This is a genomic window from Sphingobacterium sp. BS-2 (assembly GCF_046161205.1).
In the GTDB taxonomy this organism is placed as follows: domain Bacteria; phylum Bacteroidota; class Bacteroidia; order Sphingobacteriales; family Sphingobacteriaceae; genus Sphingobacterium; species Sphingobacterium mizutaii.
Map to the genome: position 1 here is coordinate 313,688 of NZ_JBIXGO010000021.1, position 26,768 is coordinate 340,455.

The 26,768-nt window shown below is 49.9% G+C and carries 31 protein-coding genes; 14 read left to right on the forward strand and 17 right to left on the reverse strand.

Annotation, left to right across the window (positions count from 1 at the left end; translation table 11 throughout):
- Positions 1–312 precede the first annotated feature (312 nt).
- From ACK2WI_RS17470 to ACK2WI_RS17485, 4 genes are read left to right on the forward strand one after another with little or no spacing between them, the layout of a single operon-like run.
- Complete coding sequence (locus ACK2WI_RS17470; protein ID WP_409151756.1) at positions 313–636, forward strand: ArsR/SmtB family transcription factor; 324 nt, start codon at positions 313–315, stop codon at positions 634–636.
- Entirely contained in the window at positions 636–1,100 is a 465-nt protein-coding gene (locus ACK2WI_RS17475; RefSeq protein ID WP_409151757.1) for an SRPBCC domain-containing protein, read from the forward strand. The genes ACK2WI_RS17470 and ACK2WI_RS17475 overlap by 1 nt, the downstream gene beginning before the upstream one ends.
- 6 nt (positions 1,101–1,106) lie before the next feature.
- Positions 1,107–1,499, forward strand: a complete 393-nt coding sequence (locus ACK2WI_RS17480; RefSeq protein ID WP_409151758.1) for a DoxX family protein — start codon at positions 1,107–1,109, stop codon at positions 1,497–1,499.
- 1 nt (position 1,500) lies between these two features.
- Entirely contained in the window at positions 1,501–2,082 is a 582-nt protein-coding gene (locus tag ACK2WI_RS17485; protein ID WP_409151759.1) for a YdeI/OmpD-associated family protein, read from the forward strand.
- Positions 2,083–2,160: 78 nt separating this feature from the next.
- On the opposite strand, the gene ACK2WI_RS17490 is transcribed toward ACK2WI_RS17485, so the two are convergent.
- Positions 2,161–2,505, reverse strand: coding sequence for a hypothetical protein (locus tag ACK2WI_RS17490; RefSeq protein WP_409151760.1), 345 nt, complete (start codon positions 2,503–2,505; stop codon positions 2,161–2,163).
- Positions 2,506–3,139: 634 nt separating this feature from the next.
- Here ACK2WI_RS17490 and ACK2WI_RS17495 point away from each other — a divergent pair.
- On the forward strand, positions 3,140–3,331 hold the full coding sequence (locus ACK2WI_RS17495; RefSeq protein ID WP_409151761.1) for a hypothetical protein: 192 nt from the start codon (positions 3,140–3,142) through the stop codon (positions 3,329–3,331).
- Positions 3,332–3,586: 255 nt separating this feature from the next.
- Complete coding sequence (locus ACK2WI_RS17500; RefSeq protein WP_409151762.1) at positions 3,587–3,883, forward strand: hypothetical protein; 297 nt, start codon at positions 3,587–3,589, stop codon at positions 3,881–3,883.
- Between the two features lie 109 nt (positions 3,884–3,992).
- On the opposite strand, the gene ACK2WI_RS17505 is transcribed toward ACK2WI_RS17500, so the two are convergent.
- Entirely contained in the window at positions 3,993–6,197 is a 2,205-nt protein-coding gene (locus ACK2WI_RS17505) for a hypothetical protein (protein WP_409151763.1), read from the reverse strand.
- Positions 6,198–6,407: 210 nt separating this feature from the next.
- Positions 6,408–7,436, reverse strand: a complete 1,029-nt coding sequence (locus tag ACK2WI_RS17510; RefSeq protein WP_409151764.1) for an ATP-binding protein — start codon at positions 7,434–7,436, stop codon at positions 6,408–6,410.
- Between the two features lie 404 nt (positions 7,437–7,840).
- On the opposite strand from ACK2WI_RS17510, the gene ACK2WI_RS17515 reads away from it, so the two are divergent.
- Entirely contained in the window at positions 7,841–8,260 is a 420-nt protein-coding gene (locus ACK2WI_RS17515; RefSeq protein ID WP_409151765.1) for a nucleoside-diphosphate kinase, read from the forward strand.
- Between the two features lie 589 nt (positions 8,261–8,849).
- Here ACK2WI_RS17515 and ACK2WI_RS17520 read toward each other — a convergent pair.
- The 12 genes from ACK2WI_RS17520 to ACK2WI_RS17575 form a co-directional block, all read right to left on the reverse strand.
- Positions 8,850–9,611 carry a hypothetical protein gene (locus ACK2WI_RS17520; RefSeq protein ID WP_409151766.1) on the reverse strand — a complete coding sequence of 254 codons (762 nt, stop codon included), beginning with the start codon at positions 9,609–9,611 and terminating at the stop codon, positions 8,850–8,852.
- 13 nt (positions 9,612–9,624) lie between these two features.
- Positions 9,625–10,464, reverse strand: a complete 840-nt coding sequence (gene traN / locus ACK2WI_RS17525; protein WP_409151767.1) for a conjugative transposon protein TraN — start codon at positions 10,462–10,464, stop codon at positions 9,625–9,627.
- A 3-nt stretch (positions 10,465–10,467) separates the two neighbouring features.
- Positions 10,468–11,259 (reverse strand): conjugative transposon protein TraM, encoded by a 792-nt coding sequence (traM, locus tag ACK2WI_RS17530; protein ID WP_409151768.1) that lies wholly within the window; start codon positions 11,257–11,259, stop codon positions 10,468–10,470.
- Positions 11,260–12,166: 907 nt separating this feature from the next.
- The gene (gene traK, locus ACK2WI_RS17535; protein WP_409151769.1) at positions 12,167–12,790 is read right to left on the reverse strand and encodes a conjugative transposon protein TraK; all 624 of its coding nucleotides are present in this window, start codon (positions 12,788–12,790) and stop codon (positions 12,167–12,169) included.
- A 14-nt stretch (positions 12,791–12,804) separates the two neighbouring features.
- Positions 12,805–14,004, reverse strand: a complete 1,200-nt coding sequence (gene traJ, locus ACK2WI_RS17540) for a conjugative transposon protein TraJ (protein ID WP_409151770.1) — start codon at positions 14,002–14,004, stop codon at positions 12,805–12,807.
- Between the two features lie 12 nt (positions 14,005–14,016).
- Complete coding sequence (locus ACK2WI_RS17545) at positions 14,017–14,667, reverse strand: TerB family tellurite resistance protein (protein ID WP_409151771.1); 651 nt, start codon at positions 14,665–14,667, stop codon at positions 14,017–14,019.
- Complete coding sequence (locus ACK2WI_RS17550) at positions 14,664–15,329, reverse strand: hypothetical protein (RefSeq protein WP_409151772.1); 666 nt, start codon at positions 15,327–15,329, stop codon at positions 14,664–14,666. The genes ACK2WI_RS17545 and ACK2WI_RS17550 overlap by 4 nt, the downstream gene beginning before the upstream one ends.
- A gap of 5 nt (positions 15,330–15,334) precedes the next feature.
- On the reverse strand, positions 15,335–16,018 hold the full coding sequence (locus ACK2WI_RS17555; RefSeq protein ID WP_409151773.1) for a conjugal transfer protein TraI: 684 nt from the start codon (positions 16,016–16,018) through the stop codon (positions 15,335–15,337).
- Positions 16,019–16,023: 5 nt separating this feature from the next.
- Positions 16,024–18,501: a TraG family conjugative transposon ATPase gene (locus ACK2WI_RS17560; RefSeq protein ID WP_409151774.1), complete on the reverse strand. Its 2,478-nt coding sequence runs from the start codon at positions 18,499–18,501 to the stop codon at positions 16,024–16,026.
- Complete coding sequence (locus ACK2WI_RS17565; RefSeq protein WP_409151775.1) at positions 18,492–18,947, reverse strand: DUF4133 domain-containing protein; 456 nt, start codon at positions 18,945–18,947, stop codon at positions 18,492–18,494. Before ACK2WI_RS17565 ends, ACK2WI_RS17560 begins: the two co-directional genes overlap by 10 nt.
- Positions 18,836–19,117, reverse strand: coding sequence for a DUF4134 domain-containing protein (locus ACK2WI_RS17570; RefSeq protein ID WP_236736539.1), 282 nt, complete (start codon positions 19,115–19,117; stop codon positions 18,836–18,838). Before ACK2WI_RS17570 ends, ACK2WI_RS17565 begins: the two co-directional genes overlap by 112 nt.
- Before the next feature lie 190 nt (positions 19,118–19,307).
- Entirely contained in the window at positions 19,308–19,754 is a 447-nt protein-coding gene (locus ACK2WI_RS17575; protein ID WP_139185491.1) for a hypothetical protein, read from the reverse strand.
- A 302-nt stretch (positions 19,755–20,056) separates the two neighbouring features.
- Between ACK2WI_RS17575 and ACK2WI_RS17580 the strand changes: the two genes are divergently transcribed.
- From ACK2WI_RS17580 to ACK2WI_RS17605, 6 genes are all read left to right on the forward strand, one after another.
- Positions 20,057–20,965, forward strand: coding sequence for a toprim domain-containing protein (locus ACK2WI_RS17580; RefSeq protein WP_409151776.1), 909 nt, complete (start codon positions 20,057–20,059; stop codon positions 20,963–20,965).
- An 18-nt stretch (positions 20,966–20,983) separates the two neighbouring features.
- Positions 20,984–21,340 (forward strand): hypothetical protein, encoded by a 357-nt coding sequence (locus tag ACK2WI_RS17585; RefSeq protein WP_409151777.1) that lies wholly within the window; start codon positions 20,984–20,986, stop codon positions 21,338–21,340.
- Entirely contained in the window at positions 21,328–22,416 is a 1,089-nt protein-coding gene (locus ACK2WI_RS17590) for a relaxase/mobilization nuclease domain-containing protein (RefSeq protein WP_409151778.1), read from the forward strand. Before ACK2WI_RS17585 ends, ACK2WI_RS17590 begins: the two co-directional genes overlap by 13 nt.
- A 19-nt stretch (positions 22,417–22,435) precedes the next feature.
- Complete coding sequence (gene mobC / locus ACK2WI_RS17595; protein WP_409151779.1) at positions 22,436–24,409, forward strand: conjugal transfer protein MobC; 1,974 nt, start codon at positions 22,436–22,438, stop codon at positions 24,407–24,409.
- A 511-nt stretch (positions 24,410–24,920) separates the two neighbouring features.
- The gene (locus tag ACK2WI_RS17600) at positions 24,921–25,304 is read left to right on the forward strand and encodes a hypothetical protein (RefSeq protein WP_409151780.1); all 384 of its coding nucleotides are present in this window, start codon (positions 24,921–24,923) and stop codon (positions 25,302–25,304) included.
- A 126-nt stretch (positions 25,305–25,430) separates the two neighbouring features.
- Positions 25,431–25,679, forward strand: coding sequence for a hypothetical protein (locus ACK2WI_RS17605; protein WP_409151781.1), 249 nt, complete (start codon positions 25,431–25,433; stop codon positions 25,677–25,679).
- Positions 25,680–25,711: 32 nt separating this feature from the next.
- Here ACK2WI_RS17605 and ACK2WI_RS17610 read toward each other — a convergent pair whose 3' ends face one another.
- Together ACK2WI_RS17610 and ACK2WI_RS17615 are read right to left on the reverse strand one after the other, a co-directional pair.
- Positions 25,712–26,032 carry a hypothetical protein gene (locus ACK2WI_RS17610; protein ID WP_093099389.1) on the reverse strand — a complete coding sequence of 107 codons (321 nt, stop codon included), beginning with the start codon at positions 26,030–26,032 and terminating at the stop codon, positions 25,712–25,714.
- A 57-nt stretch (positions 26,033–26,089) separates the two neighbouring features.
- Complete coding sequence (locus ACK2WI_RS17615) at positions 26,090–26,266, reverse strand: hypothetical protein (protein ID WP_409151782.1); 177 nt, start codon at positions 26,264–26,266, stop codon at positions 26,090–26,092.
- Positions 26,267–26,364: 98 nt separating this feature from the next.
- On the opposite strand from ACK2WI_RS17615, the gene ACK2WI_RS17620 reads away from it, so the two are divergent.
- The gene (locus ACK2WI_RS17620; protein ID WP_185213126.1) at positions 26,365–26,622 is read left to right on the forward strand and encodes a hypothetical protein; all 258 of its coding nucleotides are present in this window, start codon (positions 26,365–26,367) and stop codon (positions 26,620–26,622) included.
- The last annotated feature ends 146 nt before the right edge of the window (positions 26,623–26,768 follow it).

Here is a 26,768-nt window from a genome sequence, read left to right on the forward strand (position 1 = left end):
TTTCTTGACTAAGGGCATAAATCCAAACCGACTGGGCCAAAGCGCTCCAAATGGCAATTTCTTTTGATATGGCCTTTGAGGGGGCAATGGTCATGGGTACCATCGCCGGCGGTTCCTGGCCTTTTTATTCAAACAACATCTGCCCCGACCGGCAAGCTGCTTAGAGGTACCTGCCGAGGCCACGGTCCCTGGCGAGGTAACCTGCGGGGGCGCCGGTGGGTGGAACCTTCAGACATAAATAACCAAAAAAATTTAAGGAAACCTTGCGTAGCCAAATAACTTCACTTATATTTGTAGCCAAATGACTTCATTATGAACCTCAGACGAGATGTATTTCAAGCCATAGCAGATCCGACAAGGAGGGCTATTCTGTTACTGGTTGCCTCCAAGGCCATGACGGCAGGTGCGATCGCCTCAAACTTTGACACTTCGAGACCTACCGTTTCCAAGCACCTGCAGATCCTGACAGAATGCGAATTGCTGACACAGGAGCACAACGGAAGGGAAATCTATTACCACACCAATCCAAAGAAGATGAAGGATGTCGCCGATTTCATCGAACCGTTCCGTCAGATCTGGGAGGAAAGGTTCGATAGCCTTGAAGCCGTCATGAAAAATCACAACAGCCAACGATAATGGAACAGAAAACGAAATTAACAGCCCATGAAGGCTCACAGGACCTTTTGATTACCAGGGTCTTTGACCTGCCATTGGGATCTCTCTTTAGGGCCTTCGAGGAACCTAGCCTCTTTGAACAGTGGATGAACACCAGGGTACTGAAGATGGAGAACGCCAACCACGGCTCATATGCCTTTGAAACCTCGCACAACGGTACGGTGGCCTTCCGGGCCCACGGCACGATACACGAGTTTGTTCCCAACACGAGGATCACCAGGACATTTGAAATGGAAGGCACGCCGTTACCCGTCCAACTTGAATTCCTGGAGTTTGAGGAACTGACGGAGGTAACGAGCAAACTGACCATGCACATCGTATTTAAATCTGTTGGCGCCAGGGACCAATTAATGCAGATGCCATTTGCAAGGGGCCTGGACATGGCCCACAACAGGCTACAGGAAATAGCTAGTCAACTAAAATAACTGGACATGAAAAAGAAAAACAAGATAACCTATTGGGCCGTTACCATATTTCTGTCGATCGGTATGACGGCAGGCGGTGTCCAACAGTTGCTGCAGATCGGAGGCTATAACGCCATCGCTACATCGTTGGGCTACCCACTTTATCTCCTTAGCATCCTTGGGACGTGGAAATTATTGGGCGTGGTGGCCATACTGGTTCCAAAATTCCCGCTGTTGAAGGAATGGGCCTACGCAGGGTTCTTTTTTGCGATGTCAGGGGCCTTTGTCTCCCACCTAGCGGCGGGAGGACAGTTCGGCGATGCCCTACCATCCCTAATATTGCTTTCGGCAACCGTTCTGTCCTGGTATCTCAGGCCTGCCGAAAGAAAGATTCTCCACACATTGAAACTAAACAGGTAAAATGGACAAAAGAATAGAGCAGTTCCTGGCAAAGCCAGGCAAATGGCAGGACTCGTTCGGGCTGTTGCGCGAGATCGTGCGCGAGAACAGCTCTCTGGAGGAGGCATACAAATGGAACCATCCGTGCTATACGGTCGATGGAAAGAACACCTTGCTGATCCATGGCTTCAAGGACTATTGCGCCTTGCTTTTCCATAAGGGCGCCCTACTGAAAGACCAGGAAAAAATCCTAGTACAGCAAACAGAGAACGTACAATCGGCAAGGCAGATCAGGTTCACTGCCATTGAACAGATAAGGGAACTAAGGGCTACCATCAAGACCTATATCGAGGAAGCGGTAAAGATCGAGCGATCGGGAAAGAAGGTAGAGCTAAAAAAAGTGGGCGAATATCCGGTTCCCACGGAATTCCAGCGGATCCTGGAAGCTGACGCGGCCCTTAACAAGGCCTTTCATTCCCTGACACCCGGACGGCAAAAGGGTTACTTATTCCATTTCAATAGCGCAAGGCAAGCCAGGACCAGGGAATCGAGGATCGAAAGATATTACCAGCAAATACTCGACGGGAGGGGACTTGATGACTGACCGTAACGGGATGTGCGCAATCAGGACCTTGCTCCGATACATGCATGCAATCACCGTTATATATTGATCGGGGACCCTTCACCATTGCGCGTCGATCTCAATCATCGCCAATTGCGGATCATCCCAGGTCAGTAGTTCCTCAAGGACAAGAATGTTCAGTAATTCCCCATCTAGACCGGAAAGGTAATTCCAGAGGTCGATCTCTACCTTTCTTGGAATGCCGTTATCTAATATTTGATATCCCTGTTTGAGGAGATCATGTAAGTTCTGTCTTGTCATAATTGTAGATTTACCATTCACTTGCCATAATTTGTGGCCGTCCGTCCAACGGACCACCGATACCTTCCAGTCTCCGGTACCCCTCGCAGCTCGCGGATTGTTTAATCCCGCACAGCTACCGTCATTGGGTAGGTGGCCATGCATAAGTATCTCTAGAAAAAACAAACAATATTAAGAATGATTTGTTATATGTCTGCAAACAAGAGAAATTACAATTCAAAATCCCATGCCGCCTATTTTCTTGAATGGGCGGCAATCTTTTTAAAACATTTTTAATCCCTGACCGTTATGTTCCCAAGATCAATTAATTTAGCGATTTAATAGATTGGAATTCCCCAGTCCGTCATTTCCCTGGGGAATCCACTTATCCCTCAGGCAACAGGACCAATAAAGATCGCTACGGAACGGACAGCATAGAGATCACCAGGCTCCTCCGCATGCCGCTTTGCGGACTGGCGCGATCTTGGGCCAGGACGGGCGATAAACTTTCATTTAGATCAGCGGCTTTTCATTGGATACAACCTAGGTGATATTGCCACTCACTCTTTATCATGATGTCCTTTTCCTCAGTCTATTTTGGCCAGCTCCATTTGTTATAGTATCAATCGGCTGTTATCCATAACCAGGGAGGCCGTTCAACCTTGATTAGGTTCCCGGCTCAAGCGTAGAGATGGCGGAAATTTCCTATTGTTCCGGCAGACAGCATAAAAAAAACCCTAAGAAAGAACTTTATCCGCCAACCGGTTGTTCAAAGGACAAACGACAAATTTTGATAAAGATGGAACAGGAAAACAAAAAAGACAAAATTTCGATGGACGACAAGGATCCTGGAAAGAATAGAAAGACGATGGAGGATGGCAACGAATCGGGGAGAATACCGCCCTTCCTTCCTAAGGGAGAAGAATCCAATATTCCCAAGAAGTTCCATCCCAAAGAAGATGACCGCAATAGATCACCTGACGGGAAATAAAGGGTCATTTGACCCACGTCTAGCATATACAGGCGTTACCCACTGAAGGAGTATTCGGGCCTGATGTTCGCAGGTGTCAGGTTGGGGCGCCCCGTCAGCTGGGACCACGTTCATCCCGTCAGGAAAGGTTCACCGAAAAGGCATACCGCGGCCATCTAGGAATGCAATGGGCCCAGCCTTCCAACTGGAAATTCTTTCCTGGACTCACGAAAGGGACGGCCATTTGGGTTTTATGAAATTAATGAACTTAAGGAAATGATATTACAGGAATTAAAAATGGGTGAGGCCCTCACGTACGTTACAGTAAATGGTGGGACTCCGGATATCGTATACCACTATGTTTCCATTGAAGGGAGAGTGGTGGGCGTAGGTGCCTTTAGTAACCGTAGGGGATTCTTTATTGCCGCACAGGTATTCTCGGGAGACGGCCAAGAGACATTGTTGACGCATCCTGAGATCGCTGAAGAAGAACTTTATGCATTGGACGCACTGGAGCACCTGTTCTCGGTCTATTTCCGGAATACGGGCAGTGGATCAGTAAAAAGAACCTGATCCTTTAAATGTCCCTGCCTGCCCTGTCCCTCCCTTTGGGATGGTACTGAGCACCTGACTAGGGCCCGTAATTGGCATATCCATAGGTCACCTAGGGCCTCCGGAAAGCCTAAGTCTCTTTTTTCATGACAGTCACTTTCTGCCCCGCCCTTGCCAGGTAGGTCCTTGTCCTACCCGAATGTTCCGTCGAATGTCCATCTTCAAAACGGATTTCGTAACGTCCCTTCCCTATGCCATGAAGCCTGTACTGGAATTCACAATTTGCCGATCCCATGACCATTATGCTGACGTGGTCCTCGCTTCGGTCCAGCTCCACATGTGGATAGCTAAGGAACATGAAATGCCCCTTGGCCGATAGATCGACGGAAAGCGAATCAATGAGATTGAAAGCGGCCCCAAGACCGTAGACCTCCTGTCCCACTCCCCCTATTGGCTTCCAGCCGTCGCCCAGGTCCTCCACGGGAACCCAAAAGGTACTGTCGACGGACCCTGTCTTGGGATCCTTGGAAAGTATGTCCCCGGGAACAAGCGGCGGGAAATAGAAGGGTATGCGCTGGACTGCGTACTTAATGAACTCGGCCATCAGGGATTGGGTCGGTTCGCTAATCGATCCAGGTCTGCTGTGGCAGGCCCTTAAGATCCGATGAAAGGAAACAACGCACTCCTGTTCCTCGAAAATGGCCGAATAAGGTGCATCCGTTAGGGGAAAAAGGGAAAAGAACGTCTGGAGTTCCTTGGAATTTCCGTACTGTCTATCCCAGATCCCTGAATTCCGTATCAGGTTCCCTATGCAGAGTTCCGCAAGTTCCCGGTACCTTTCTTCGCCAAGGATGCGCCAAAGTTCCAGGAGGGCCTCTGCAGCGATGGCCGTATTGTTGGATTGGTAGATAAGGTCGGTTCCCAGATCCCTAAGGGAATCGGCGGCCTTTTTTGCCTCCTGAAGATAACCTTTCTTGCCACTGAGTCCGTATGCCTTCAGCATCACCATGGCATAGAGGCCCGCTACATCCTTTTCGCCTCCCTTCCCCGGACCCGTTTCGTCCTTTAGGCTTTCGAGCGTATCAAGGTCATAAAAGACCGGCCAGTCATAACTGTACTTTTCGGCGACCTTCCTACAGAACTCCACCGATGCAAAGAACAGGTCTCGGTGCCCTTTTTCAAGATAGCCTTCTTCCAGCATATGGGCGAGCTGTAACAGGGGGTGATGGAGGTACCACGAATCCATCACCCGGGCCTTCTTCTGTTCCTCGGAAGGCGAAAGCTGATATGCCTTGCTGGGTAGCCAACGTTCCATTGTCCCCGTTTTCTCGTTATAGAAGTTCAGGATTCCAGGAATGAGCCTATCTGCCAACCCCGCGGCCCTGTGCGACGCAAATCTCCTGGCATACCTGGCTAAGGAAGGTAAAAGGGCCATCTGGACCATGCTCTCCGGAGGGTTGCCATAGTCGTTCAGGTAGGCGTTCAGATAGGGATCCCTGTCGACCTGTTGCCAACAGCCATGGCTTTCGGCCAGGGTCATGAGGCATTTTTGCGCAAGTGAAAAGTAATTCACAAGCCGATCCTTCGGTTTCTGCAGCATAGGATAGATACTGGCCAGCCCCGAAATAAACCTTGAAGAGGCAATCATGTCCCCCTGTCCACTATTTTCATTTTCCAGGATCAGGTGAAAATCGCTCAGCACATAACTTTTTCCCTTTTTTAGGACCCCTTCGGATCCCGTCCTCAGGTCCAGGCCAACCTCTGGCCAGAAAACCTTCACGCATTCCGATAGGCTGCTCCGGGTATCTTCTGCCAGGGGCGATAGCCTGCCGAGGTCGTGGAAATAGAGTGCCGTGCCCACACCGTCGCCAAGTTCCAGGAAGCATGCCCCGGATCGGAGCTGGCGCTGCTGCAGGACCAACCTAAAGGATTTCAGCGCACTCCACTTTCCCTTTTCCAGAAAGGTCACCTCGGGGGAGAGCTCCATCCCTGAAACATTATTTTTAGGAATGAAGCTGACCTTAGAGTGGATGTGGAGTGCACTTCCTGCAAAGAATTCCAGTTCCACCAGGTAACTGCCCAGTAAGCCATCTATTTCGATCCTGGCCCCATTTCCATCGCCAGGATCTATCTTTGCCGACCTGTCCCCACCTAGGTTGGGGGCCAGCCGCAGGAGCAGGTCCGCAAAAGGGAGCGGCACGTGGAGCAAGGTTTCCTCTGCAGTCCGAAGGATCCTTGAGGTTATACCCTGAATATCTATTCGGGACAGCTTCACGTACTTGCCGTCGCGAAGCTGGCCTAATCTCAACAATGTTGAATAGCGCTGGTTTCTCATGAACAGAAAATTAGTTTGTTCGGCATCTTCCTTAATGCCCGTGCAATTGAGGAACATTTGTGCCACGCTTTTTGTTCAGGACGATAAAAGTATGCGTAAAAACCTTTCCCTGGCGCCATTAATACTTTCCCCATTACGTATCATTCCTCCATCGGCCGTGGGCCTCACGGTACGCAGCTGCAGATGGGGCCGGTCCTGCTTCCCTCCAATTTATCGGTACGGAATGCTGAGATTGACCATCGTGCCATCCCCCTCTTTGGATTCCAGAACGATATTTCCGCCCAAGCTCTCCACGTTGTTCCTCACCCAGGCCAGGCCAATCCCCTCTGTTATTGCAGCTTGGGGATCAAATCCCTTACCGTTGTCGCTTAGGTGCACGGTTATTTCTGCCTTTGAAACTCTAACCAGAAGGGTACATCTGGTACAGAAGGAATGCTTGGCGACATTTAGCAGCAGTTCCTGGACGATCTTGTAAACAAAAGTTTCCCGTTTGATGTCCCCCATGTTCTGACTTCCCAGGTATCGGAACTTGAACCGCTGTTTATCCGGGAACCTTGACATAAATCTCTCAAGTGCATCCCTAAGCCCCAGCTTTTCAAGTGCCATTGGGGAAAGATCGTGGGAAAGTTCCCTTACCTCCTTAACCAATAGAACCAGTAGCTTCTCCAGTTTTAGGCGGTTTTCCATGAATTCCATTCTCTGCATCTCGGGGTCTAGGCTGGAAAGCTGAAGGCGCGCTGCGTACAGCAGCTGTCCAATTTCGTTATGGAGCACCTCGGATAACCTAGACCGCTCCTCTTCCACCCTTTGCAGCGTGATATTGAATATTTCCTTCTGCCGCTCTCTTTCCAGCTCCATGATCTTCTCCTGGGCCAGGACCATTTCCGTCACGTCCTTGGTGGTCGTAGAAACGCCATCGCCCTGCCTCACGACCGATTGGTGATACCAGCCATCGAACTGTTCGTGAACGTAGTGGTGGAGGTTGGTCTGGGGAAGGCCCGTCCTTACCACCTCACGGAAGATTTCGAAGATCCCCTCCTGCACCACTCCCGGGTTGAGCTGAAGCAGGCTCTTACCGATAACATCCCCGTAGATCAGTTCGGATGCCCTGTTGTTCAGTACCCATTTGAAATCTTCGATCTTACCGTCAAGGCCCCGCACGGCCTGGAATACCTGAATCATGTCCAACGTACTGTCAATGGTGTTCCTTAATAAACTGTTGGCTTCTGAATTTTCCATCAATCCCCTTTTTGTGAACCCTTAATTTAACTAACTATTACCGGTTTACAAAACCCGCCCGTGAAGCGCTCGGTAATGGGATTGGGCGGTGGATCGGGAAGGGTGCCCAGTCAAAGTCCAAAAATGGGAAGGGCAGAAGGTCTCCTATGTTACATTCAGGAAACGTCATTCCCCCAGGTCCTTTTCACTGTGGACCGGTAATATTCGTCCAGTGCATAGTCGGCCCCACCATCTCGCAACCCTCAGTGATAACCCGACCAACCCTCTGGTCCATAAGGATTTATCGACCTAACACGAACATATTCAGTAGGCAACACCTTTAGGATCCCCTGTACTGGGGCCCTCGAACTAAACTTTACATCCTGTTACAATTTTATTAACTTTGCAAAAATATATAGAGTATAATGGCAACAAACAGAACTTTCACAATGATCAAGCCAGATGCGGTAGCAAATGGCCACACCGGCGCCATCTTGAATGACATCATCAGCGGCGGTTTCAGGATCGTTGCAATGAAGTACATTCAACTGAGCGCAGTAAATGCGGGAACTTTTTATGCAGTTCACAGGGAACGCCCTTTCTATGGGGACCTGGTTAAATTCATGACATCGGGGCCCATTGTCGCAGCAATCCTGGAAAAGGACAACGCCGTTGAGGATTTCCGTTCCTTGATCGGTGCGACCGATCCATCGAAAGCTGCAGAAGGCACTATCCGCAGCAAATATGCTAGATCTATCGATGCTAATGCTATCCACGGGTCTGATTCTGATGAGAATGCTGAGGTCGAAGGAAGCTTCTTTTTCTCTCAGTTCGAGCGGTTCTAAGAGCCTATCATCGGCACTAGGGGTCATCCCGTCTGGATTTACGCCCCCAAAAAAATCCTTGTTGCGGACGATGCAGCAAGGATTTCCTATTGACTGCCCGTTGTTTTGCCTTTCCATCCGGCTCACATCAGACATGGAGCTTGTCCCATGCAAAAGAGCCTTACCCTACGGGGTAAACCAAGAGCAAAGGCCTGCGCCTGCCGATACTTCCACAGCACCCCTTAGTTTCCCTTTTTCACCGGAAGCAACGGGGAATCAACCACCTTCTGAGCGTCATTTTCGGGTAACTCCCCCCCACAAAAGAGGTAGATTGAACTGGGCACAGCGCTGTTATAGGATGGCACGTAACGGATATACCCAAATTCATGCATGTCCTTCAGGCACTTTATGTAACTTACCATCGAAATCTTGGCCCTGTGGGCACCATGCCTGGCATAGACCCGTATGCACCCCTTGAATTCTGTGCTTGCCCACTGCCTTATCAGTGAGAAATAGAGTGAAACGTGAGTACTTGACAACCTGGGGTCACGGTCCATGGCCTGAAAGAATTCGGGAAGCACCTTGGCCAGGGCAATAAAGGTATCGGGTCTCATAAGCTGTGTCCCTTCCTTCCCCCCCTGCTCCGTATCTGGATCTGCCTCTGCTGCTCCTGAAGCTTGGCACTTGGCCGCTGGTCCAATTTGGAACGGTCATCAATGAATTCCTGCCTTATGCCCTGTTCATTGTATATGCAGACTGCCTTGAACCTTGGCAGGGCCTCTACGTACAGTTTATGGGGCCCTGAGCTCAGCTCAAAGGTCACCAGCTGACGGTTGCCCCTGCCAAGTGATTCCAGCAACCTCTTTTTGCTCTGTTCCTCCCTAAGTTCCATGATCGGAAAACGCCCTAACTGGTTTTCGATGTCATATCCATAGTTTTCATGGAACTGCAGCAGTTTATGGTTGCCATGGATATCCAAGGTCTTGCCATCCAGTTGGAACCATGCCCTGTACCGTTCCCCCTGGACATTGGTCAGCTGCTTGTGAACCGACCTTCCGTTGAGAAGGTTATATGCTTCCTTTAAGGTAAACCTGTTACTTCCGTTCACATGGAATCTTCTCGATCCCGTTACCCGGGCACTGTTTTGGGGGAGTTCGACCCGAAAGGAATTGAAGAAGTACCTATCCGTCTGCCTACTCCTGGAAAAGTGCAGTTCTGCCCTTACAGGCTCGGAATCTATCTGTCCCCTGTACTGCAACTGGAACTCCTGTTTGTCCTTTGCCATCTTCGATCTTAGGGCATCTTCAAGTTTGTGCCCGAAACCGCAGAAGAAGAGCTGATCCCTGAGGTATTCAAAGTTTTGTATGTTCATGATATCTGTTTTTTTATTGGATGAATGGAACCGGAAGGGTCTTTAGGATATGTCTGTTCCTGACCTTTAGCCCCAAATCCCTTCCTCCAGAAAGCTCAATGAGCTCCACCCACAGGTGCTTGCCCTCTGGAAGGGTAAAGCTCGGTACGGAAACAACCCAGGTATACGGCACATGTTCAAGCATCTTGTCCTGCTGTCCGTCCACATATTCCGGTATGATTTCAAGTTCCTGGGCAGCCGTCCTTTTCGCCGTTCTGTTATCCTTGAGGAAAAGCCTGAACTGGTCGAGCTGGAAAGGGATATGGGATTCGTTATAGAACCTGAAGCGCAGGTACATCCTGTCCCCTTGTATAAAGATGCCGTCAAGGCTAAAGCGGATCCCGTCCGATTTTTTCATCAACCTAACGGGAACAAGGTCCGTGTTCCGTACCCAATCCATACCTAGCCCGACCGGGATGGGAGGAACCTTTGTGCGGTTCGGGATGGAGGGAACATTGGTGCCTTCGGGCAGGTTCCCCCCGACGGTAAGGTTGATGGGATCAGCAAATTCAGAATAGCTTACCAGGAATGAATGTAACTTTCCGTCCTGTGTGATCACGGTGAGGTTCGTCTGTGTCAGCTCCTTGCTCGCGGCCTTTACCTGCAGGATGTTCTGTACCCCGCTAGCCTTTTGGGCAAGGAGATCGAAACTTCCCAGGTCCACGCTCAAGATGGGCATGGAGAAAATGAGGTTGGACGTCATATTTTCGCTTACCCTTATGCTCTGGGGCATGGGAGCGTACTGTCCATTTGCGAAAGGGGCAAAGGCCAGTAGGAATACCGCTAATATTATGCAATGTGGTAATTTATCCATGATTTATTTTACTGTTTTTTTTATCTGTTCTTTTTTCTTTCTATCAAATAATAGCACTCGATAATCTGCGGGCATGATCACTTTTTTCACCTTTATCCTCTTTGCCAAAAGCCTCTTTGCTGCCTGTACCCCCAAGGAGGCCGCCTTGGTCTCCCATGAAGGGTCCAGGGCTGGCATTCCCATTTCTTGGACCGATCTATCGGCCGATTCCTGGATACCCTGCCGCAATATGTCTCCCGGCACATTGACCCCCGGCAAACCATCTAGGTCATGCACCTGCATATCGACCGGCAATATGAACTGTCCGACCCTGAGGTGCTTGATCTTGATGTCCATCCTCTGTGGCGAAAACCTGACCTGGCCGAATACAAGGGCCCCTTTAGGGACCTCCTTGCCGGCAACGTTCACCGTTTCCATAAGGTGCAGCTTGATGTACGAACCATCGATAAGTTCCTGCTGACCATGGACCGCTGCCGGGATCGCCCCTTGCTCTGATGGAAGCTTTCCCTGGTCATTTAGCGAATAGAACCTGAAGGTTCTCCGAAATGTGTCCCTTTTGTGTCCGTGGGCTGCCAGGACCGAGATTTGGGTCCTTTCCAATGGATGGCCGACCGGTAAGGCACCCACACCTTCTAAGTTTTCCTCCGGCTGTGCCCGTGACCTTAACCTGTCAGGGTTCTGGATATCAAGGACCTTGTCGAGCATGGCATTGAGCTGCAGGATTTCCATGTCCTGGCTTGGATCACTGGAAAGTGAGTCCAGATGCGCCTCATGGGCATCCAGAAAGTCCAGCATTTCCTTTTTTGGGGCATTCGTTGCCTCCTGCTGGCCGTCGAAGGGAGAAAGTCGGTCAGCGTCCGTTCTGGTCGCGGGTGATTCCAGCTCCTGTTGGAGATCCGAAAGCTTTTTAAAGATCTCTTGGGAAAGCTGCTCGCCGGATTGCCGGCCAATGGGAGTGAACTCATAGGCTTCAGGTCCGACAAGGTCCTCGGGATTCCCTTCGTGGTATCCGATGGGGCCCTGCGGCTCCAGATAGTAAGGATCATGCCTAATGAGCTCCTTGAGTCTTTGGGAATCCCGGTCGGCCTTTTCGTAATGTTCCAGCTTATTAAGTTTTTCCCCTTTAGTTGCACCGATATCGGGGAGACCTGCAAGAAAAACGGAATGTTCCTCCGTCCTTGGGGCTTCGGACAGATCTTTTCCGACCCCCATTTTCCAGAAAAACAGGAGCACAAATGGTATTGCAACCACAGGTGCCAGCAAGAGGAACCTTCCCCTTACCTGTTTACTCATAATTGAATTGCTTGTCTGCATGGCTTTTTTTTTGTTGGTTTTAACGGATCAATCAGGTCTGGTGCGGCTTTCTGGCCTAGCCTGCCTTTTTGTTTTTACATCAAGGGTATCTTTGTCCCCCTGGCCGAAAACTGTCCCCCTCCCTATTCTCCCTTCCTGTACAGTACCGGAATCCCGCTGGATCACAGGCATTCCCACAGCGCTCGGTCGGGATAACGGCGGTGATCCTGGGAACCAGACCGCAAGGAATATCCTTGTGAGGCAGCAGATGCTCCCGACCAGGACGAAGATGGACAGACAGATAGTCAAGGTCCGTCTGGACAATCCATCCGTTGCCTTCCCCAGCCTAGAAGAAAACGCTCTTTGCAGCGTTAAGGGTTTATTGGCTTTTTTAGCTTCCATTTTTACGTTATTTGCGGTTACGTGTCCTGATATCCCTGTTCTCAAGGATCTCCCACCGTTCGATGAGAAGTCCATGGGAGTTATTTTCGCTCCTGGAGACCTCCCTTAGCATCCCTTGGCACTGCAGGCTGCGCGTGGTCTGGGTTGTGGGTCTTGTTACCAGCTGGGTCCCGTAGAAACGGAATCTGTAGGGATATTGCGAAAGGTCCACCTCTATGCTGTCCACTTTGAGGCTCTGGTTGACATTTGCCGCAACGAGCTGTGAATAGAAATCCCTCTCCCTGAGATTGTCATATATCTTCTTTGCACTGTGGTCTGCCAGGTAGAGAGCCCTAGTTGTATGCTCGCGTATGGAGGCTTCGTCGGGATCCAGCGTGAAAAAGAGCTCGTGGAAACGCTGGACGTGGTCCCTGGCCTCTGCCGATAGGTTTTCCTTCCGTGAGGAGGAACTGGCCAGAAACGCCTGTCCGTTTCCCAGTACATAGACCGTTTGCTGTTGCCTATTGATCGAGCTGAAGCACCAGTACAGGCACAGACAGCTTATAGAGCTGCTAACCAGGATAACCAGTATCGTAAAAGTCCTGATATAGCGAAAGGCAGAATCTATATTTTTCATCTTTCTAAACATCATACATATATCCATGTTTAAGGGTTACCCTTCAGTTTATCCCCCATAAAGCTTGTCTGGGCAGGATCTTTGAAGTATGGTTCGCTTTGGGACCTTTGGGCCATGTTGCTCGAGTTCCTTGCAGGTGGATCGCCCATGGCATCTCCTGCCATTGAGGCCTGTTGGACCATCCGGGTCGGAATGCTGGTGGTTGTGCTAAGGAAGATATTGGTAACGTTCCTTACGAAAGCACCGTTCTCCGAGGCATTGACAATATAGTTGGCGATGCTGGGAACGGCAAAATAGCCCACGATCCCAATGATCAGGAAAATGAGGTACGCACTGTCCGTAGGTGAGAAAAGGGTATAGCCTCCATCCTCGATCTGGGAGATGTCAAGCCTTAGCATATTTTGCTGGACCATGCCGATCAGACTCCCAAAAATATTGGCAACCGGCAACCAGAGGAATATGTTTATGTACCGGGCAAGCCATATCACAAGGCTGTGCTGGAAACCGTCGAAGACCGAGAGGCCGAACACGATGGGCCCCATGACCGAGAGGACAACCAGCTGAAAGGTCCGCAGGCAGTCTATACAAAGGGCCGCGGCCTGAAAAAGAACGGTCAGCACCTCGCTCATCCATTCCTTGATCGAATTCCTGAAGTTGTAGGCTGCCTTGGACATGGCAAACTTATAATCATTGCCAAGGCCTTCCCAAAAGCCCTCAGCCTCTGGATCAGCATCCTGGTTGGTGTACCGGTACCATTTGCTCCGATCGCCCTCTCCATCCTGTCCTACGTATATCTGGAACAACTCGGTCCGCTCGAGAGCTTCACGCTTTTGTTTCAGGAGCTCTGAGATCGCCTGATTTGAGTCGCCCACCATGGCCGAGGTGACCTGGACCACGGGAGACAGGACGCTGTTCACCAGCCCCATCAGGGAAGGGAAGATGGAGATGCAGAAACCTATCACAAAAGGCCGGAAAAGGGGAAAGAAGTCAATGGCCTCCGCCGCAGAGATATGTTTCCATACCCTATATGAAATGTACCAAAGGGCAGCAAACCCCGCAAGACCTTGGCCCACTCCGATTAGGCTTGAGCACATGGGCATCATTTCTTCGTACAGCCGTTCGAGGACGAGGTGGAAATTCGTGAAATTTTCAGAGTGATCCTGCCCAATGGCCTGCATGGGGCCAAGGAAAGGCAGACAGACCAGTCCATATCTAATATTTTTCTTCATCGTATTAACTGTTTATTTGGGGTTCATCTGTTCGGTCCTGAAAAGGCTCTCCCGCTGGCCCAGGTCCCTGCCATGGCGGATTCTCTGGAGCCTCAGTATGTCGGTTGACACCAGGAAACGGCGAAGGAACCCTATGGTATCTTCCATTTTTCTGTGTATCACGTCGATTGCCGATAGCCGCTCCCCGTCGTCCATCTGTACGAGGCCGCCCGCTACCAGGACGGCAAGTTCTTCTAGGTTCCCCAGAGATTCCGAAAGGACCTTTTGCTGGACAGAGGCGAGATAGCGGAGTTCGCCAATCGAGAAGGCCCCTGAATTCCGGTACCGCTTTATGGATGTATTGCATAGGGAGACCAGATGGAGCTGGATGTTTACGACCTCCTTTACCTTACGGTATTTCCGGACCGAGGGGCTGGCTTCCATAAGACCTTCCAAAAAGACCCTGTGGAGGTTGAAGTTCCCCTGGGACAGCTCGCTGACCATTCCGTAACCTTTTGACAGAATGGAATAGCTTTGCTTCATCTGTAGGAGGATTTTTTTCAATTGCGCCAATTTCTCTACGTTAAGGAGCAACTGGGAAACATCTGCACTTTGTCCGAACAGCCTTTTCGCTGGAATGGTCAGGCTAAGGGATATTAGTAACATGAGCCAATGTTTTTTCATTTTTCAGGTTTTATGGGTCCAAAGAGCTGTTGGCCGGAGCTCGCCTCCGAATGCATGCGTTCCCTGATCCTGGAAGTGGTGTATGAATCATCCAGCCATCCCTTCGAGGTTGCCAGGAGCTCCAGCATCTGGTCATAAATTCCCCGGATCCGGTACAACCGCTGGAAATCATCCAACTGGAGCCGATCGTTTACCAGAAGGGAACCCAGGTCCTCAAGTATCCCATCACATATTGCCAGAATCCCCGAGTATGCCCTGTCAATCAAATGCTCCTCCTGGGCAGAGAACCTATCGGTTGACCGAAAAAGCCCATTTACCTGCCGATAGTGCAACAGGATGCTGTAATGCATGCCAAGGATTTCTGGGACCAGCGGATGTTCCCTCAGGCCCCTACTGACAATGCGACGGGAACTGAAGAACAGCCCGTGAAGGTCAAGTTCCCTGCTCCTGGATCCCTGGATATTTCCCCAGCCTGTCCGGAGCAGCCGCGAGCCATCCTCCTGAAGGTCCAAATAAACCCGCTGGGCGGTAAGCTGCTGGGTGAGGTATTCCTTCTGTACCTTTTTTTGGTGGATCCACTCCCTGAGGGTTTGGCAACTGCCGTTTTGGGCAAGCAGGGAAAGCACCCCAAATAACCAAATGGATATTTTCGTCTCTTTCATATGAGCTATTGTAAATTATACAGTTTTTTGATATTCTCGATCCGCCCCCTTTCTCCGGCCCTCTGGGCCCTAAGGATTAGATTCTGTCGGTTGAAACCCACCAGGTCCATATAGTTCCTGTAAATGTCGCTACCTACATTGTTGATGAGTTCCATTCGCTGCCTATCGGTCATGGCCAGGTGAAAGGACATCATTACCGTTCGGATCTGATCTAGGTTGGAGATACTCCTGTCCAGGATCCCAGCATAGACCTTCTCCATATGACCGATCTCTTCTGAGCTGAACACCGGATCCCCTTTCAAAAGCTCCCAGACCCTTTGGTATTCCTTGACCAGTCCTAATTGGAGCCGAATCATCTGGCGGACCTGCTGGAAATTGGCAATGGCGGACCTGACCTTGCTAAACTGTTGGTAATGGTCTTGGTATTGCTCGGTATGTCTCTGGGTCCATTCGGAAATTTCCTGTAGCCTTAGCCTGCTCAGGGAATTCTCAAGTACCTTCTGCGCGTTCTGTAGCCAGATGGTACGGTTCTGTAACCTCTGTACCTTTAGGTCCACTGCTCGTACCACCCGTTTTATACCTGCCCTGATGACCTCGGCCAGTCCGATCTGGGCGTTTGCGCGCAGAAAGCCGCCTACCGCAAGGATCACCACCGTAAGGGCTATCCATTTTCTGGTATATCTTTTCATCGTCCTCATATTTTAATTAATCCGCTACGGATGTCCCTTGCCATATCGGCAATTGCCCGGGAAAGGTCCCCCTGCTGTCGGCGGGTATATTCCGATAGTTTCACCCGTTCCGATTCCTCTGTTGTATAGCATAGGTATTCCTCCAGGGACACCTGGGTACGGTATACCCTGGAATGGACACCTCCCAGTGAAATGAAAACTTCCTTATATTTCTGGGCGGGATCGTTGTCCCGGTTAACCGAGAGCACCATCGCCTTTTCCTTGTCGGTCAGGCCTAGCAGCTGCTGGACCTGGTCAAACCTGTTCAGGAACTTCCGCTGGTCCAACAGGATTTTGCAGTCGCTGTTATTGACTATGGCCTGTTTGACAATGTGTGAGGATATGATATCCTCGATATCCTGGGTTACCACGATTGCCTCACCGAAGAATTTGCGCACCGTCTTGAATAGGTATTTAATGTACTGGGCGAAACCTTCCTTCATCAACGCCTTCCAGGCTTCCTCGATCAGGATGACCTTTCGGACCCCTTCCAGTTTTCTCATCTTGCCTATGAAGACCTCCATGATGATGATGGTTACCACTGGAAAAAGGATGGGATGCTCCTTGATGCTGTCCAGCTCAAAGACTATGAACCTCTCCTCGAGAAGGTTGAGCTCCTCACGGGAATTGAGCAGGTAATCAAATTCGCCCCCTTTATAGAATGGCCTGAGCACATACAGGAAGTTTTCGATGTCAAAGTCGCTCTGCCTGACCCCCTCTTCCCGCAGCGTGGGTACGTACAGGTCCCGTAGATACTCATAGAAACTGTCAAAACATGGCCATATCTCAGTCCCCGCCGCCAGGTATCCGAAGTAACCTGCGATGGCATTGGAGAGTGCGACGTATTCCGAACGCCTGAAGGCCTCGTCATCCCTTTTCCAAAGGGCAAGGAGAAGGGTCTTGATGCTTTCCTTTTTCTCGGTATCCAGGTTATCTCCCTCACTGATGAAGAAAGGGTTGAAACTCACCGGATGCTCATCGCTATAGGTAAAATATCTTCCTCCGACCAACTGGCACAATCCACGGTAACTGTGCCCGACATCCACCAGTACAACATGGCTGCCCTGTTGGTGGTAACTGCGTAGCATGTGGTTGGTAAAGAAGGATTTTCCGCTCCCCGTAGGTCCAAGGATAAATTTATTGCGGTTGGTGCATATCCCTTTTAGGATCGGCTCATCGGAGATATCCACATGGAGAGGCCTCCCCGAAAGGCGTTCTCCGAGCCGGATCCCGGTTGGGCTAATTGAAGTTTCGCTGCCGGTCTCCAGGTTGAGAAAGCAGCTCGCCTGTTCTGCAAAGGTCTCAAAGGTCTCGTTTACCGGAAGGTCGGCTGCATTACCGGGGACACCGGCCCAGAAGATCTGTGGTGCACCTACGCTTTCGTGCTTGCAAAGTGCGCCCATCTTGGACATGGCCGAGGTAACCATGTTCACGAGTGAAGGGAGCTCCTTATGGTCACACGTCCAGGCCAGGACGTTGAAATGTGCCCTTACGGGCAGGCGTTGCTGCGTGAGGGCCTCATGCAGGAAATCTTCTGTGGAATCCCTGGCAACCCTGTTCGCTCGGCTGTATGCCGATAGGGACTGAAGTCTCAGGCGCTTGCGCTCCAACCGCTTGATAGCCTCCTGCTTATCGGACACCATTATGTACTGGCTATAGACGTGGTCGCAGTTGAGAAGCAGTCCCAAGGGAGAGCTGAACCCCACACTGAAGCGCGTCCTTTCCGTGGAGTACCTCTCGTAGTCAAGCCTGCTCCCGCTCAGCGGGGGGAGATCCTGGGCATCGCTCAGTGTAAACAGCTGGCAGTGGCGGTCCCCGACCTTGATCCCATTGGAAAAATCGATATCCCTGAGCACAGGAGGGCCCTGTCCGTCTCCCAGGCCAAAGTAACGTTCGATCAGGCCCGTTCGGACGCCGGAGCTCTTTAGCTCACCTTCGGGCACCCTAGTAAGCCGGACCAGGCCGGAATCCTCCAAGATCCTCTGGAACTGTCCGCAGGCCCCAAGAAATCCCTTCAGGGCTTCCGCTTCAATGGTTTCCTGCGGCACCAGGTTTCCCCGTACCAGGCTAGAGAAAAGGCTGCTCGCCCCCTTCCTGTGTGCGGGCGGTTTGGTCAACATGATATAGCATTGATGGTCAAGGTAGCTCCTTTCGTTAAAGTAGAGCTCGCTTGCCCTTTCCAGGAAACCTGCTTCCAGGTCCTTAAGGCCCGCTCGGTAGCGTTTTTTCTCGAACCAGTCCTGTTTATGTAGGATGCTGCCCTTGGGGAGGGCCTTGATGGCACTTATCCAGCTCTGGTGGAACGTTTCGAACTCTGCGTCCGATAAACTGAATATCTCCGGCATTTTGGCGCGAAAGACAAGGGTGACGTCGCCCATCTTGCTAAGGATGCAGTCGTGCTCAATGTCCAGAAGGGGGAAGGCCAAGTTGAAGTCTATGTCCATTTCTTTCCCTCCAAAGGCTTGATGCAGATAAAGGTCCTTCTGTCCCTCAAACGGACTGAGCTTGGCAGTTTTCTCCGCGCATACGACTTTAGAAGACCATGACGTCCATATCGCTTGCTCCATTTTTGGACCTGGGCGGTCCAAGTGGCGCAAAAGAGGACAAGACCAGAAAGGCTCATTATCCTGGGTGCCCCCGAATAGTACAGTACCAGGAACAGCCCCAGCAAAAGAACGAATCCCAGGGCAAGCAAGCCGATGTACTGGGACTGGAGCCCATGGAACTCGATTGGCCTGTTGATATCCCTATGGATCCTGTATATTGAATTTCCCATGGTCAACTGATTCCAAAAAACGATTCGATTACGGTTGTTACCACCACAAGGAAAACACAGCTCCCGAACCAGGCAGCGGCTACCTTTCCCGTATCGGGATCTCCATTGTTCCATTTCTGGAATACCTTGACCGCTCCGATGAGCCCCAAGAGTGCACCGACACCGTACATGAGCTGGGTACCGGCACCAAAATAACTCCTTATCTGGGAATTTGCCGCTTCGATTCCGGCATTTCCATCCTGGCCAAGGCAGATTCCAGGGACCAGGGAATAGACAGCCAACATCACTGCACCTGCACGCAGGTTCAACCCTATGGTCGCGCTATGGACCATTTCTATAGCTTTTTTCATGAAACAAATAATTTTTTATGTTATTGAAAGGATGGCTTGTGGTCCCGTGACACCTGTGATACGATATAAAGAAGGTGTTTTCACCATGCAGGTTCCGGGAGCACAGGCCAACTCTCAACTTATTCTACAATTGACCTATCCTCTCCCTTACTGTCGATTCGGGGACCTGGACACCGAAGTTTGCCAGCTCAACGAGGAGCGCCTCAATCAGGCTTCCATGGCGCGCCCAGTCCTTGGTGGGATTGAACTTTTCCAACAGGTCACGCAGGGAATCCCATTGGATTTCCGGCCCGCCTTCCGAGTTGCGATATGGCACAAGGTAAAGGCGCAGCTGCTCAAGGAATTCCTCGGAGAGCTCGTGATCGCTACCCGGGCCATCCTCGGAGCTTTCGCGCGAACCGATATGCAGGATGTCCCTGCTCTCCCTTTGAAGGCTTGAAAATCCATTACCCCTTTTGGACCGGCCCAGGAATCTCTTCCCGTAAAGGCTCGATAGGGCCCATCCATAATATATGGCCAGGGCGATCATAAGTGGGAGCAGGACCTGCGACCACGTCAGCTTTTCTAACATTTTTTCTCCTTTAAATGGTTTATAACACGGGGCCGTCCCTTCTATGCGGACAGCAGCCCAATTGTTCCACAAAATAAGATGGAAGGATTTTTTGGCACAAGTACAACTATTGGCTGTACCGAGGTTGTACCCTGGGAGGGGCGTTACATACCGTTTTCCGCATTTCAGCCCCCTGGATACCACTGGACGCAACATTAATGTTCTGACCTACCTACGATTTTTTTCAGGAGGGGTTTTCTGGACCCCGACCGATTACCTTTGGACCGAAGGATTATTTTGCCAACACTAAAAACAACTTGGACATGGAAGACAACAGAAGGAATGTTTCCCTACAGGAAATCCGGGACATGGACCTGGTGAGCTACCTGGCTAACCTTGGCCATGAACCCTCTAAGATCCGGAACAATGATTTTTGGTACCTCTCCCCGCTTCGGGACGAGACCGTCCCCTCCTTTAAGGTGAACCGCAGGATCAACAGATGGTACGACCATGGTATGGGCCGGGGAGGGAACCTGATAGATTTTGCCATCCTCTACAAAAACTGCAGCCTTTCCGAATTCCTAGCAGGGTTCAGGAACGGATCACCGGTCACGATGACCTCAACAAGGGCCTTGCGCCAACGGCCGGCCCGGCCCGAGAGCGGGATCAAAATAGTCGAGCAGAGGTCCCTGAGGTCCGACTCGCTGCTCCGGTACATCCAGGAACGCAGGGTTTCCGTACATATGGCCGACAGGTACTGTCGGGAGATAAATTATGAAATATCGGGGAACAGGTACCTGGGAATAGGGTTTCCCAATGATGGAGGAGGCTTTGAGATCCGTAGCCCCGACTATAAATTGGGCAGCTCACCCAAGGACATCTCAAGCCATGGGACGGGCAGCAGCGAGATCCTGGTCTTTGAGGGTTTCATGGATTTCCTGACATTCAGGACCCTACATCCGGAAATAGACGAATCAAGGGTGGACTTCATGGTCCTCAACTCCGTATCCTTCTTCGAAAGGGCAAGGGAAAAAATGGAAACACACCAGCAGATCTCCCTATACCTGGACCGTGACAGGGCAGGGTCCGAGCTGACCATGTACGCCCTGTCCGTGGACGATAGGTACAGGGACCAGAGCATCCTGTACAAGAACCACAAGGACCTTAATGACTGGGCCATGAATCCGGGGAGGTTGGCGGCACCTGCCCAGGCCCGCAGAATATCCAGATAACCCCATAGACCACTCGATATGACAAGCGATCAGTTGCGCACCAAGGCTATCACAATCAATTTCACGCAGGAGGAGTATGACGAACTGCAGAAACGGAAAGAGAACAGCACCTGCCCGAACATGGCACTTTACCTCAGAAAGAGGCTCTATTCCCGAAACATCGTCACCACGTTCCGGAACCGTTCACAGGACGACATCCTCGAGGAGATCTCGCGGTCCAGGAGATGCCTGGAGAGTGCCAGGGCCCAGCTGGCCCATGCGCTAACGGAAAGTCCGGAGAGGGCATATCTATTGGAAATCACGGATCGGATCGACCTGGAGATGCGAAAGCAGACCTCATTGGTAAAAAAACTCCTCTCGTTATGGTTGCCCTGACCCACGACCTGGCGGACGTATCCAGGATAATCGCCTACCACGAGAACAAGGTATCCTCTGGGAAAGCAGAGTGCCTACTGGCAGCCAACATGCCACTTTCCTCAGTGGACCTTAGCTCCAGGCAGAAGAAATGGTACATGGTCAACCGGTGTACGCTCAATGCGAACATCAAGCTTCCCTGCCTGCACGCCATCCTAGGGTTCCACCCTCTTGACGGAAGGCTCTCCAATGCCCAGTTCAGCGAGATTGCCGAACGCTATATGGACCTTATTGGGTTTGGACATCAGCCCTTTTTGGTATATAGGCATACGGACACCTTCCACCCCCATTTGCACATCGTATCAACGAACATACGCAGCGATGGGAGCCAAATCTATACGCACAGGCTGGGGCAGCGGCTTTCCTTCCCCGCTGCAAAACGGCTGGAAGATGATTTCGGACTGGTCAGCGCAATGGGAAATGCACGTGACCAGCAGGAACGTCCCTTGCCCAGGAAAGAGCTCCTCCAGGCCGGTCAGCCCCTCAAAAAGGGTCTCCGTGACATATTGCTCTATCTCCAGGAAACATACAGCTTTTCAGATTTACAGGAATGGAACGCCCTGCTAAGGCCTTTCAATATACGTGCGCTGAGCCCCAGGGACTGTCCGGGCGATGCGAATAAAGGCCTGATCTACTACATGACCGACAAATGCCAAAGGGCCATAAGCAAAGGGATCCCCGGCTCGCACCTATCGCCCGGACTCCGTTCCCACACCCCAAACAGCCAGAAGGCCTCCCAAAACGTAGTTACCTCCCGCTCACGTATACGCACCATCCTGCAGCGGGAACTGGAGAATTCCGGAAATAGGGAAAACTCTCTTGCAGATCGGCTCCGGAGACAGGGGATCGAACTTGTCGAGTCAGCCGGTAAGCCCAAGGGCCCCTGCGAGATCGTGGTGGTCGACCACCTGATGCGGTGCGCGCTCCACGAGAGCAGGCTGGGCCTTGACATCAGCGCCCTCCAGAAGGGCCAGCGGGAGGAAGACACCTCGGTAAAAAAACACAAAATTCCCACGCACTGGTCACTTAAACTATGATACCCAAATCCCAATCGAAATGAACAATACCGAAAATATCCAGGCACTGAAAAAAATATCGGACATGGGCAGGCTGATTGCCGTGTCCTTGCTCGTTCTGCACTTCTACCATGTGGGTTATCACTGGTTCAGCAGGATAGGTATGAGCTGGCCCTTGACCGATAGGATCCTGAACTCCATTGCGGGCACGGGGCTCCTGGACACCTTTAACCGCTGCAAGTTCTTTTGCCTATTGTTCCTGCTCGTTTCCATGGTGGGAACCAGGGGAAAGAAGGGCACCCGGTTCCATCTTACCGGAGCATTTGCCTGGCTGTTCTCGGGAATCTGCCTTTTTTTCTCCAGCGGCCTCATTTTCCGCCTGCTAGGTGCCACCCCTGCGGTACTGTCGGTATACTATGTATTGAGCACGGCGGGCATCCTGGCCGTTATCAAGGGGATGACCACCATTGCCCGGATACTCTGGACCGGTCTGTCAGACCAGGACATATTCAACCTGCGGAACCAGACCTTTCCCCAACAGGAGGACCTGCTGGAAAACGAATATTCCATCAACCTTCCCTACCAGTACCGTTTAGGTGACCGAAGGAGAACGGGCTGGATCAACATAATCAATCCATTCAGGGCGACCCTGGTCCTGGGAAACCCCGGATCGGGCAAATCATATTACGTAATCCGCCATATCATCTCCCAGCACATTAAAAAAGGTTTTTCCATGCTGGTGTACGACTTTAAGTACGATGATCTCTCCAAAATAGCATACCATCACTGGTTAAGGGGAGGAAAGAAAATGAGCTTCTTCCGTATTGACTTTGACAACCTCTCCAGGACCCACAGGTGCAATCCCCTGGAACCCTCGGCAATGAGCGACATCACCGATGCAGCGGAATCTGCCAGGACCATTCTGTTGGGCCTGAACAGGGAATGGGTAAAGCGGCAGGGTGATTTCTTCGTGGAATCGGCTATCAACCTCTTGACCGCCGTGATCTGGTACCTCAGGTGCTACCGTAACGGAGAGTTCTGCACCCTTCCGCACGTAATTGAGCTCATGCAGCAGGACTATGACAGGCTGTTCTCCCTGCTCCGGAGCCAAGAGGAGATCCAGGTACTGATAAACCCCTTTGTCAATGCCTACCTAAACAATGTCATGGAACAGCTCGAAGGCCAGGTCGCCTCGGCAAAGATCGCCCTGGCCCGACTGTCCTCGCCCCAGCTCTACTACGTTCTTTCGGGGAACGATTTCAGCCTTGACATCAACAACCCCGAATCGCCAAAGATAGTCTGCATGGGCAACAATCCCCAGAAGGTCCAGATCTATGGGGCCGTGATATCGCTTTTCGTAAACCGTTTGATCAAGCAGGTCAACAGAAAGGGGATGCTCAAGTGCAGCCTTATCTTCGATGAGTTCCCGACCATCTACCTGAACAATATAGATAGCCTGATCGCTACGGCCAGAAGCAACAAAGTGGCCACCAGTCTTTGCGTGCAGGACATTTCCCAGCTCCGAAAGGACTATGGCAGGGACCTGGCCGACGTCATATTGAACATAGTGGGAAACGTGATCAGCGGACAGGTCTCAGGGGAGACTGCAAAACAGCTTTCCGAAAGGTTTGGTAAGATCATGCAGGACAGGCAGAGCCTATCGATAAATTCAAGCGACACGTCCATCGGTCTGTCCAGTCAGCTAGATTCGGCAATCCCGCCATCGGCGATCTCGAGCCTTTCCTCCGGGGAATTTGTGGGAATGGTGGCGGACGAGCCCAAGATGCCGGTGTCCCTCAAGGCCTTCCATGGCAAGATAATAAACAACCACCGTGAGATCGCCAGGGAAGAATCCAGTTACCTGGGTCCCCAGGAGCTCACCAGGCCCAACGAAGGGATAGTCTCCAAGAACTATCAGCAGATCAAACGCGACATCCAGGACATCACATACTCGGAAATGGACAGGCTGATTTCCGATCCCACCACAAGGCACTTGGTCATCTCCGGGAAATGACCCCGTTACCAGGCCTATATCCCTGTGCACATGCCTGAGAGGCGGCGCTGTCGAAATTCCTGGCAACGGACCGCAAATTGTCGGACCGTTAATGGAAATGATTTCAATATTCCTTAAATTTAGGTCCAGAAACCTTTATTTACCGGCCATGAGAGAATTCCTTCTGCTTAGCATCCTGTCCTTCCTGTTTTATTCCGATGGGTTTTCCCAGCGGAATTATATAAATGGTTGATTCCTCTAAAGTACAACAATCTTTCCTAGGTATGACGGATTTTTTTTAGAAAAGAATACCCGTGAAACTACGGTTTATCCTGAAATTCAAGAAGAAGATTCCTTGATTTTTATGTATAAAGTCGATATCAATTAACTCATTCAAGCCTAACCAACCGTTAGGCTTTTTTACTATATTTGATATAACCAAACTATAGAAATTATGAAAATTGCATTGTCAACATTATTACTTCTATTTTCTCTTTCCTCATTTTCTCAGTTACGTAATACTTCATGGGGAATGAAAGCAGAAGAAGTAAAAAAAATAGAAACATCAAAATTAGTCAGAGAATACAATGGAGATTTAACTTACTCACTTGATATAACTGATCTGAATTGTGAAATGGAATATATTTTTGCAAAAAACAAACTTGTTGAAATCAAGTACATATTCACTCCTGTCGTAAAGGAAAGGACCAAAGAAAATCAAACAGCGGTTTGGGTAAAAACTTATAAAAATATACAGCAGAAATATGGTGACCCTACAATTAGGGATAATGAAAAATTATACTTTTGGTCTCTAAATGATTTTTCAATAAAGGCATCTCATGAAACAAGTAGATATCTAGAAACAGTAACAGTTTCTTACACGCCACCTTCTCCGACCCAAAAGGATGTTCTATAGCCTAACCCACCGTTAGGCTTTCTCATTTTCCTTTCCTAACTTTAGGTGGCCAAAATGTTTACATTAACGTAAAACCTATAGGACAAGACCAGGAATGATTATATCTATGATAAACTTGAACCAGTATTGAAGACATTATTTGATACTTATCATATTAACCACTCCTTTGCAGATGCCAGCGTCCACATTAATGAGGGATGGCCAATTGGCACTGATGTATATACCATAAGTGGATTCTTTAAATCAGACCTGTATATCCATAAGATGTACGTTGTAAAAGAAGCCATAAATATGGTTATTGACCGTCAAATCGAAAAAGTTACTGAGAGAATTAAGAATGATATTTACAATCGTAATAAACTGGGACTCCAATAAATACATCATAGAATTCGATCTATCTTGATTGGTTAGGCTTTTCTCTTAAACTCCCCATTATACCCTTCCAGCTTCTTTAGGATCTCCTGCTGCCTTTGATTGGCTATATCTACCCATCTTGCACACAAGCGTACTGCATACATAGGGTTAACGATCTTGAATTCCTTGAAGTTATTGACCTTGCCGTCTGAGTGAACTACCTTTTCCCAATTCTCTTCAAATTCGTCCGGAGTATAGAATCTCTGGCGCCTCTCATGGAATATCCAGCAACCGTTTACCCTCGCTGTCTTAATGAGAGAGACAACGTCACTGGGAGTTTGCTTGTTCCTGTTTATCCATGCTGGTGCTGACACGGAACAAAATTACTAATATTTTTAGTAAACGCATCAAGCGCATCAACTAAATAAACCCTATTTCTTATCTACCACTTCCTGGATATCCCCTAAAACGAGGTTTAGGATTATTGGATTATCCTTTAGTACCTTTTCAGCGTATTCGATAGCTTCTTCTTTAGACCTTGCCCTTGCTATCCAAACAGCATATCTACTTACAAAAGCCCTTACATCTAATTTTGAATATTCATTCATTTCCTTTATTATATAGAACAATATAAGATAAAATTGTTTCGATTTATTTTAAATTAATTTATTTCGACACAAATACCTTAATTAATTGTTTATCATACATGAAAAAGATTCCAATAGATACAATACTCTCAACTGCGAAAAGTTTATTGCGCGGGGGAATAGAGACCAACAGGAAAAAAATTACTTTCCCTGTTACAATGGAAGGCGAACCCTTCTATTTCCCCGACTCAAATATAAAGGAAATCGAGGGCGAAATGTGGACCATGTACACCGTGGATGGCAAACAGTGGCTAATAAAAATTGGTGAGGAAGTCCATAATTTGGGTTTGTATCCAGATGTTTATACTGGCGGATGATTTAATGATTACATAACTAAAGTTTACATCGTCTCATTCACGATGATGAACCAATACTTTCCCCTTCAACACTTAACTATATTCATGTATTTTGAATGATCCCCTAAGACAGAAAAGGGAGTATTTTGAAAGGGGAATCTGCAGAT